This window comes from Kitasatospora sp. NPDC058032 (genome assembly GCF_042885845.1).
In the GTDB taxonomy this organism is placed as follows: domain Bacteria; phylum Actinomycetota; class Actinomycetes; order Streptomycetales; family Streptomycetaceae; genus Kitasatospora.
Window position 1 is genome coordinate 481,044 of the sequence record NZ_JBHVRK010000004.1, and the last position, 9,845, is coordinate 490,888.

Consider the following 9,845-nt stretch of genomic DNA (forward strand, 5'->3'; position numbering starts at 1 on the left):
CCCTGCCTTGCCTCACTCGGGCGTTGGCCTGGCGATCGGCCATGCGGCGGTGCTGATGCCGCCAGAATGCGGCGGAGGCGCCGTGCCGTGCTTCACAGCAGGTCGGATACCTGGATGATGAGCCCGGCGTGGACGAGGCCGAGCACCGCCTCGGCTGCGGTTGCCGGATCGACGCCCGTGACGGCCTCGTCAACGGTGCAGGGGAAGGCCTCATGCACGCGCGCCAGCACGCTGATGGCTTCTGGGGTGGCGGCGTGCACGCTTCCGGCAGCCGAGAGGAGCAGCCGGCCGTCGCCAGTGGTGCCGAGGAGCTTCGCTCCGCCGGGTACCCGGGTCCGTAGCAGTGCCTTCCCGGTGGGCTCGGCAGTGTCCGGGGAGAGGCGGATGCGGGAACGGAGCAGATGCCGGTAGATCTTTTCGCTGGGCGGGAAGTCGTTCACGCCGAGGTGGGTCGGGATCTGGTTGCGGGAGATCCAGTTGTGGTGACGCAGGAGGGCGATGGACAGCAGGCCGCTGTCGTCGCCGAGGGGGACTGCCTGGTGGGGGTGGCGCTCGGGGAACAGCAGGCAGTCGCCAGCGCCGAGGACGCTGTCGGCGACAATCCGGTTGGGCGGGCCGCCGTCGGGGGTGTCCCAGTCGCCGAGCTGGAACTGCTTGCTGCCCCAGAGCATGAGGGCGATGACGTCCTGCTGGTCGTTGTGCCAGCCGGTCACGCTGGTGGTGCCGGCGGAGATGAAGAGCTTGGTGAAGACGTCGGCGCCGGAGACGGCCACGAGGTCGTCGGAGAGTTCGGCCAACGCGGGTGACCACCGGTCGAACTGCCGCACTCCCAGCGTCACACCGTCGGCGAGAGCGTGTCGAACGCGGTGGATGTCCATCTGGAAGGTGTCGCTGCCGGGTTCGAGCTGGTGGCCGAAGCGGGCGCCGGGGAGCTTCCCGTGGGCGTCACGCAGTTCCATGTCGGCGTTGGCTCCGGTGCCGGGACCGGCGATCAGGCGCGGTTCGTCCGTGAGCCACTGTTCGAACGCGGCCCGGCCGGGGAGAGGCACGGCGTCGTCGTGTGCGGTTCCCGTGACCGGGGTGGAGCACGGGCTGGCGAGTACCGAGACGATCCCGTCGCCCAGACGGTGGCGCAGTCGTTCGGCGGCCTGGTGGACCGCTGTGGCGTTGGCCCGCCGCACCTGGGCATCGAGGCCGTCGGGAACGGGGCCGGGTTGGAGAGTGAGGCGGTCGGCCTCATCGAGTCGGACCACGGCGGAAGTCGACATCAGGAGTGCTCCATGGTCTTGAGCAGGTGGGTCAGCGACATGTCGAGGTCCCCGCGCAGGGCGGGCCAGCGGGACACGGCGAGCTTGTGAACTGGCACGCGGCCGACGAGCATTCGGGCGGCCCGGCGGGTGGCATGGGGGCTGGCTCCGGCGTCGCGGATGTGATCGGTGAGCCAGCCCAGGGCCTCGTCTGCGGTGCAGGCGGTGGTGAGGGCGTGGCCGCCCGGTCGGTGGCCGGTCGAGAGAATGGCGACCGCGGCGGGCAGAGAGGCGCCGAGGTGAGTGGTGGCGTCGGCGGCCAGTGGTACGGATGCGCGGTGGCCGCCGGACCGCACCGCAGTGGGCAGGGGGACACCGAACGCGGTGCCGGTGAACGTGTCGATCAGGACGGATTCGTCGGTGGCGACGGCGGCCAGGCCGCCGTCGCGGGCCCATAGGCAGGCCGTCGTCTTGCCGGCTTTCTGGTTTCCGCACACGAGCAGCGACCGGCCGGACGGCAGGACCAGGAGCGCGGCGTGCAGGGCGAAGAACCGGCCCCGGTACGGCGGGGCCGCCAGCGGCGGCAGCGCCGGCAGTTCGCCGGTCAGCGGCTGCCAAGTGCTCTGGTGGGGCAACCGGTAGTGCACGCCGTCGCGCAGGCTGTTCATCGACCGGTGCAGCAGGTCGAGCCGGGCCCCGGCGCCCAGTCGGCAGACGACGTCCGGAGTGGAGCGCTGCCCGGGCGCGGCGACGGCGAAGGCGGTACGCAGGTGTTCCAGCACAGCAGGGTCGTCGGCTTCGTAGCGGACGAGGGCACCGGCCAGCTCGATATCGGTGAAGGCGCTCCGGGGCGCAGGGGGCGCAGGGGCCGAGACCGTGTCGAGGGCCCGATGAAACGGGAGGGACAGGAGTGGCGTGGAGCGCCACAGGGCCTGGCCGAGGTGGGCCGCGACGGTGTACGCGGTGCTGGTCGCGTGGTCGAGGACCTCCCAGGATCCGTCGTGGCGCTCGTAGGCGCCCCAGCCGGCGGCGATCGGTGCGCTCATACGGCCGCGCCCCCTTGCGGGGTGGTCGACTGTGTGGCCTTGGCCGATCCGATGCCCACCAGGTAGGCGCCGTCGAGCGGCTGGTCGAGTCCGGTCAGTGGGCCGAGGCGGTCGTCGACGAGCGCGGGGCTCTGGAACACGCCGACACGGCGGTCCGTCGCGAGCCCGAGGGCGATGCGCTGGGCGTCGCGGCCGCACTGGAGGAGTGACTCCTGCCAGGCTCCGGCGCCGCTTCCGTCCTGCCGGGGAACGAGCCAGGCGACGACGCTGATGCCCGCGGTCCAGGGCTGGCCGATGGCGGCGCTCTGGATCTGCGCCGGGCTCGGCGCCGGCGCGATGTGCTCCCAGCCGCCGGTGTGTTCGCGCTTGTAGGTGCCCGCGCCGAGAAGCCCGTGCGGGTGCAGCAGGCTCAGACGGACCTCGCTGCGCGCTTCGTCCAGGAGGTGGAGGAGGGTCTCCACCACGTCCTCGGGTACGGGGAGGCCGCTGAAGCTGCGGTGGGTGCGTCGGGCGGCCAACGCGGCGGGAAGGCCGGTCCAGGGGACGGGGCCGACGCCCGGGGGCTCGGTTGCTGCCTTGGACGGCATCGCATCGGCCTCGCGCACGGCGTCGGCATGGACCAGCAGGGACGGCAACCAGCCCGCGTTGGTCCACGGCGTCGCCGTGGACCAGGCCGCCCGCGCCTGCTCGGCCGGCAGCAGGGCGCCGGCCGCCGCCAGCGTCCGGAGTTCGTCCATGGCGGCGCCGCTGTTGCGGCTGATCTCCGGAAGGGTGGACGGCCGGTCGCCGCGGGTGCTCGGGTTGGCGTAGGCGAGCGCGGTGACTGCAGCCGGTGTCAGTGGCAGCGGCGTACCGGGCTCTCCGTGGACGTCCGCGTACAGGCCGTCGGCGGCCGGGACGAGGGACAGGAACGGGCTGGTGCGGTACTCGTCGTCCGCTGTGGCGGTCCGAAGGCCCGGCAGGGCCCGGGCCTGCACTTCGGCCGGCCGCGGTGTGGCGGCAAGCACGCCGAGGACCGGGTCTCCTCCGGCGAACGCGGGAAGCGGAAGCCAGGCGGTGTGCCACCCGGTGGCCCGCACCGCCAGATCGAGCGTCTCCAGCACATGGCCGGCGTCGATCAGGACCGGGCGCCAGGCCCGCACGTCCCGGTAGCGCCACATGGCCCGCTCGACGTGGCTGGTGAGGACGACCGCGATCCCGCCCGCAGGGACGTCGACCTCCAGACGGAGGTCCTGGTCGGCGCGCGCGAGCGCGTGCTGGTCGCCGTCGTACCACCAGGCGCCGCGCAACTCGCCGGGCCAGCCGTCCCCGACGATCACGCCGAGGTCGGTGGGGTGGCGGGCACCCCCGGAGGGACTGGTCTTCAGCACGATCGGGCCGTGCCGGCCCTGGCGGCGCCCGGTGATCCGCGCGGCGGCCGACAGCCAGGCCGACAGCAGAGCGGCCTGCGGCGGGGCCGCGCCGCAGGGCGTGACGACCAGCGGCGCATCGTCGAGACCGAGCCGCGGCCCCTCGCGGGGCGTGGCGACGGGCGGCGGAGCGGCATGGCCCGCGTATCCGTCCATCAGGCTGCGGTCGACCTGGTGGCTCTCCTCGACGGAGTAGTCGAGAAACGGGTAGTTCAGGTTCAGGCGGCGGTAGAAGCCGAGGATCCCCGCTGCGGGGGCGGGCGGCCACTCCCGCAGGCCGATACCGCGAGCGGCCGAGACGAAGTCCTGCTCGGTGTCGCGGGCGCGGCCCTTGGCGATCCAGGTGAGCAGCGGGCACTCACCGTCCTTGCCGGACAGGACGTACGCCTGGCGCGAAGCGGCGTCGACGGCGATCCACCGCGCGTTCGCCTGGACCTGCGGCCCCATCGCCCGGGCCGGGAAGATCCGTACCGTATCCATCATTGTGTCCCTCGCACTGGTGGCCCCTGACAGCAGATCGGCGGGAAGGCCCGCAGCGGAGCAGAAGCTCCGCTGCGGGCCCCGGCCGATCAGGAGCTGTTCTGGACCAGCGCCCGGCGGAAGAGCGGCACCGCCGCGTAGAGGCCCGCCTCGGCGTCCGGCAGCGAGAACCAGATGGCCCCCTCCTGGGCCTCGCCGCAGGCGAAGCGCTCCAGGTCGGAGCGGTTCAGCAGCCAGCGCCGGTCACCGTCGGGGTCGGAGATCAGGATGGACGGGTCCGCCGAGGCGCTACCCGGCACCACCGGCACCTGCTCGACCAGCGTCGCGGAGGGCAGCACGAAGACGATGTCCGCACCGTCGTCGAGCTGCGAGGGGACCGCCTCGAACGGCGCCAGGCCGGCGGCGTCGAGGAGGTAGGTGGTCTTCGTCGAGGGATCTTGCACGGCGATGTGCACAGGGCACCTCCCACTGTCGGAGCGCGGGGACCGGCTTGTCCGGCGCCCGCACGCGATGGCGCGCGACGTACCGTCATGAGACTGCTCCCACCCATCCGGCCACCAGCACGCGCGTACACGAGGACGCGTACGCGCATCGAGAGTGTGGTGGACGTTTCCGCTCGTCACGGTGACACGAGCACGACCGGAAGGACGAACGGAGCGCCCACTCACAGGTGGTGGTCCGTCACGCAGTGCTCAGACCCTAATACGCCCCGGCGCCGCCGCACCCCTCAATTTGGGGCGCGGCCGGACATGGCCGAATCCGGCCCCCGCGATGCGCGAGCGGAAGGCAGTCGAGCCTCAACTGCCTTTTGCAGCAACGAAAATGGCGGGGGCGACTCCAAATGGAGCCGCCCCCGCCGCAGATGTGCCGGACGCTACAGGACAATCTCGTACGTGAGGTCCTCACGCTCGGCTGCTTCGAGGACGAGCTCACCCACGCGGCCCGCGGACTGCACGTCCGGCGCGACCCGCCGCAGCGCGGCCACGAGCTCGGCCGGCCCCCGGGCGGTCACCTTGGCCACCTCCGCCCGCATCGACAGCTGCGCGCCGCTCTTCTCCCGGCGGATCGCCGTGATCGCACCGGCCGCGACATCGAGCAAGCCGACATCGCCCCTGCCCGGGAGGTTCGTCGACGCCTCGGCAGGCCACGGCGCGCGGTGGATCGACCCCTCCTGCCACCAGCTCCACGCCTCCTCCGTCGCGAACGGAAGGTACGGCGCGAGCAACCGCAGAAGCACCGACAGGGCGTGCGACAGCGTGGCCCGGGCCGATTCGGCACCTGCCGAGCCGCTGTCACCGTAGGCCCGGTTCTTCACCAGCTCGACGTAGTCGTCACAGAAGGCCCAGAAGCACCGTTCGGTGACCTCCAGAGCACGGGCGTAGTCGTACTCCTCAAGGAGTGCCGTGGCCTCGCCCGCGACGCGCGCAAGCTCGGTGAGCAGTGCTTGGTCGATCGGCTCGGTGACCTCCGCCTGCGGACTGCCCGCGCCCAGACCGAGGACGAACTTCGTCACGTTGAGGACCTTGATCGCCAGACGGCGACCGATCTTCATCTGGGCGACTTCGAAGGCGGTGTCCGTCCCGGGACGGGCCGATACCGCCCAGTAGCGCACCGCGTCCGACCCGTGCTGGTCCAGCAGGTCCAGCGGGGTGACCACATTCCCCTTGGACTTCGACATCTTCTTGCGGTCCGGATCGAGGATCCAGCCGCTGATCGCGGCATTGAGCCACGGCAGTTCGTCATGCTCCAGATCGGATCGGACCACAGTGGAGAACAGCCACGTACGGATGATCTCGTGAGCCTGCGGACGTACGTCCATGGGGTAGACCCGCTGGAAGAGATCGTCGTCCGTGCCCCAGCCGCCCGCGATCTGCGGAGTCAGGGACGAGGTCGCCCAGGTGTCCATCACATCCGGATCGCCCGTGAAGCCCCCGGGGACGTCGCGCTGGTCACTGGTGAACCCCGGCGGCACGTCGCTCGTCGGATCGACCGGCAGCGCATCCTGCGACGGCAGGATCAGCTCGTCCGTCGCGCGGCCCTCCCCGTCGCAGCGGTACCAGACCGGGACCGGCACGCCGAAGTAGCGCTGGCGGCTGATCAGCCAGTCGCCGGCCAGTCCCTCCACCCACGACTGGTAGCGGTGGTGCATGTGCTCCGGATGCCACGCCAGCTCCCGCCCGCGCGCCAGGAGCCGCTCCCGCAGGCCGGCGTCCCGGCCACCGTTGCGCAGGTACCACTGACGGCTGGTGACGATCTCAAGGGGCTTGTCGCCCTTCTCGTAGAACTTCACCATGTGGTTGAAGTGCCGGGGCTCCCCGACCAGCGCGCTGTCGGCGCGCAGCAGCTCGACGATCCGCTCGCGGGCCGTGTGCGCGGTCGCGCCGGCCAGCCGGGCGTAGGCCGCCGTGGCCTTCTCGGTGTCCAGGCCGCTGGGGGCGTCCGGAAGGAAGCGGCCGTCGCGGCCGAGCACACTCCGGGTCGTCAGATCGAGTTCGCGCCACCACACCACATCGGTGGTGTCTCCGAAGGTGCACACCATCACCAGGCCGGTGCCCTTCTCCGGGTCCGCCAGGCGGTGGGCGAGCACGGGTACCTCGACACCGAAGACGGGCGTGCGTACCGAGGTGCCGAACAACTTCTGGTACCGCTCGTCCTCAGGGTGCGCGATGACGGCCACGCAGGCGGGAAGCAGCTCGGGCCGCGTCGTCGCGATCTCCAGCGACTGCCCGGATCCGGCCTCGAACAGGATGTGATGATAGGCGCTGGGCCGCTCGCGGTCCTCCAGCTCGGCCTGGGCCACTGCGGTCTGGAAGGTGACGTCCCACAGGGTCGGCGCCTCGGCCTGGTACGCCTCCCCACGCGCGAGGTTGCGCAGGAACATACGCTGGGACACGGCGCGGGCGTTGCTGTCGATCGTCTGGTAGGTGTGCCCCCAGTCCACCGAGAGTCCGAGCCGCCGCCACAGACTCTCAAAGACCTTCTCGTCCTCGACCGTCAGGCGCTCGCACAGCTCGATGAAGTTGCGCCGGGAGACAGGGATCTGCTGCTTGCCGGGGTTCTCGGGCGGCGTGAAGTCCGGGTCGTACGGGAGCGAGGGCTCGCAGCGTACCCCGAAGTAGTTCTGCACCCGGCGCTCGGTCGGCAGTCCGTTGTCGTCCCAGCCCATCGGGTAGAAGACCGCCTTGCCCCTCATCCGCTGGAAGCGGGCAACAGCGTCGGTCTGGGTGTAGCTGAATACGTGGCCGACGTGGAGCGATCCGCTGACTGTGGGTGGCGGAGTGTCGATCGAGTACACCTGCTCCCGGCCTACGGAGCGGTCGAATACATATACGCCCTGCTCGTCCCAGCGCGAGGCCCACTTGGCCTCAAGGCCGTCGAGGGTGGGCTTGTCGGGTGTGCCAGGGCGAGGGGATGCATTCGTCATGACCCCAGATGCTATCCGCTCGCGGCTAGACGCAATTACTGTCGCAGGTCAGGAAGTTAACGATCCATCGGATGCCTGCGATCGAGATGGGATCGTCTGATCTGATGAGTCGTTGCGCAACGCTTCCCGTGGTCGTCGCCACTGGACTGTGGGTGCCAGGCCGAGGCGGAAGCTCTAGGACAGGGGGTCCACGTCCGTCAGGCCGAACATCGGCAGGCAGGGAGCCAGCCCGGTTATGCGCATGCCGGCGGCGTGCTCCTGGTTCCAGCACGAACGCGGCAGGCGAAGCCGCTGCATGACCACGACCTGCCCGCGGACTGGGCGCCGCTCGACGCCGTCGGCGAGGTACCCCAGCTTGCGCGATACAGCCAACGAGGCATCGTTGTCCGGGAAGGCGCCGGTGACGGCATCGACCGCGCCCAACCCGTCGAAGGCCAAATGGAGAACGGCGGCTCGCATCTCCGTGCCGATACCGCGGCCCTGGTGTTGCAGCCCCAGCCAGGACGCTGAACTCACCTCGCGAATGAGCGGGAAGCGTCGCGCAGCCAGCGCTTGTGAACCGACCGGTTGCCCCTCTTCAAGCACAACAAGATTTAGCGACCAGTCGGAGGGGTCCCACTCACCCTGGCGCCGCCACTGGTGCTGGATCACCGAACGAGCCCGCTCCGGCGCTGGCAGATCGGTCCACCCGCTGCTGAATGGCATCCTCGCCGGATCATGGACGCCCTGAACGGCAAGGTCCGCCAGCGCCGCGAGCTCATCCGAACTGGGAAGCCGCAGTCTCAAGCGCGGAGTGACCAGCTCCAGGCCAAGCAACGGCCAGTGGTCGATCAGCATGAACCAGTCTGTGCATGACCTCGCTGACCAGGCCAGTCGGGCTGCGTCTAATGGGTGGCTGCCAGGGTGTCTGGGTTGCACACTGGGCGGCAGGTGCGGCCCTGTCACCATTTTCTGCTTCCTGCGTGCCCTCACCCAGCTAGGAACGTTCCTAGCTGGGTGGGGTCGGGGGACCGTCCCTGAGTGCGCGGGGAACAGCGCCGGCGGGACCGGCGGTATGCCCCGGGCGGGGGACCATCCCTGCGTGCGCGGGGAACAGAACTCCACCAATCTCCGGTCCATCATCGGCGAGGGACCATCCCTGCGTGCGCGGGGAACAGGGCGGGAGCAACCTGAATCGTGATGCCGGGACGGGACCATCCCTGCGTGCGCGGGGAACAGACTTCGTGGCCTGCAAATCTATCCGAGTCGGAGGTGGAATTCGACAACTTCTTGAGTTCGTCCTGCGATGACGCTGTCCGCTCTCCCGTGCACCACGGGAGAGCGGACAGCGTCATCGCAGCGTCACGGGGGTGACTACCGGTCGGCGGGGATGGTGCCGAGGCGGCCGGCCTGGAAGTCCTCCATGGCCTGCTGGAGTTCGCGGTGGCTGTTCATCACGAACGGGCCGTAGTGGGCGACGGGCTCGCGGATGGGGAGGCCGCCGAGGAGGACGACCTCGAAGTTGTTGTCGCGGGAGTCCTGCTTCTCGTCGGCGCGGATGGTGATCGAGTCGCCGTCGCCGAAGACCACGGCCTGGCCGCGGTGGAAGGGGCGGTGCTCGGTGCCGGCCGAGCCGTTGCCGGCGAGGCCGTAGGCGAGGGCGTTGAAGTCGGAGCGCCAGGGCAGGGTGATCTGGGCGCCGGGGTTGATCGAGGCGTGGATCATGGTGATCGGGGTGTGGGTGGAGCCGGGGCCCTGGTGGCCGTCGATCTCACCGGCGATGACGCGCAGCAGGGCGCCGCCGTCCTCGGTGCTGAGCAGCTTGACGCTGCCGCCGCGGATGTCCTGGTACTTCGGGGCGATCATCTTGTCCGAGGCGGGCAGGTTGACCCACAGCTGGAGGCCGTGGAACAGGCCGCCGGACCGCACCAGGGACTCCGGCGGGGTCTCGATGTGCAGCAGGCCCGAGCCGGCCGTCATCCACTGGGTGTCGCCGTCGGTGATGGTGCCGCCACCGCCGTGCGAGTCCTGGTGGATGAACGTTCCGTCGATGATGTAGGTGACGGTCTCGAAGCCGCGGTGCGGATGCCAAGGGGTCCCCTTCGGCTCCCCAGCCGCATAATCCACCTCGCCCATCTGGTCCATCATGATGAACGGGTCGAGGTACTTGGTGTTGATCTTGGCGAAGGCGCGGCGGACGGGGAAGCCCTCGCCTTCGAAGCCCTCGGGAGCGGTGGCCACGGTGAGGACCGGCCGGGCG

7 protein-coding genes are annotated in these 9,845 nt (G+C 70.5%); all 7 read right to left on the minus strand.

The window, feature by feature from the left end; genetic code table 11:
• Positions 1–92: 92 nt before the first annotated feature.
• A complete protein-coding gene (locus tag ACFVUH_RS10035; RefSeq protein WP_387912301.1) occupies positions 93–1,268 on the minus strand; it encodes a JmjC domain-containing protein in 1,176 nt (391 codons plus the stop codon).
• The gene (locus ACFVUH_RS10040) at positions 1,268–2,293 is read right to left on the minus strand and encodes a hypothetical protein (RefSeq protein WP_387912302.1); all 1,026 of its coding nucleotides are present in this window, start codon (positions 2,291–2,293) and stop codon (positions 1,268–1,270) included. The genes ACFVUH_RS10035 and ACFVUH_RS10040 overlap by 1 nt, the downstream gene beginning before the upstream one ends.
• Positions 2,290–4,182, minus strand: a complete 1,893-nt coding sequence (locus ACFVUH_RS10045; RefSeq protein ID WP_387912304.1) for a hypothetical protein — start codon at positions 4,180–4,182, stop codon at positions 2,290–2,292. The genes ACFVUH_RS10040 and ACFVUH_RS10045 overlap by 4 nt, the downstream gene beginning before the upstream one ends.
• Positions 4,183–4,271: 89 nt before the next feature.
• Positions 4,272–4,637 carry a hypothetical protein gene (locus tag ACFVUH_RS10050; protein ID WP_387912306.1) on the minus strand — a complete coding sequence of 122 codons (366 nt, stop codon included), beginning with the start codon at positions 4,635–4,637 and terminating at the stop codon, positions 4,272–4,274.
• A 419-nt stretch (positions 4,638–5,056) separates the two neighbouring features.
• Entirely contained in the window at positions 5,057–7,606 is a 2,550-nt protein-coding gene (valS, locus tag ACFVUH_RS10055) for a valine--tRNA ligase (protein ID WP_387912308.1), read from the minus strand.
• A 174-nt stretch (positions 7,607–7,780) separates the two neighbouring features.
• Positions 7,781–8,443: a GNAT family N-acetyltransferase gene (locus tag ACFVUH_RS10060; protein ID WP_387912309.1), complete on the minus strand. Its 663-nt coding sequence runs from the start codon at positions 8,441–8,443 to the stop codon at positions 7,781–7,783.
• 516 nt (positions 8,444–8,959) lie between these two features.
• Positions 8,960–9,845, minus strand: an 886-nt coding sequence (locus ACFVUH_RS10065) for a pirin family protein (protein WP_387912311.1), incomplete at its 5' end; no start/stop codon positions are given.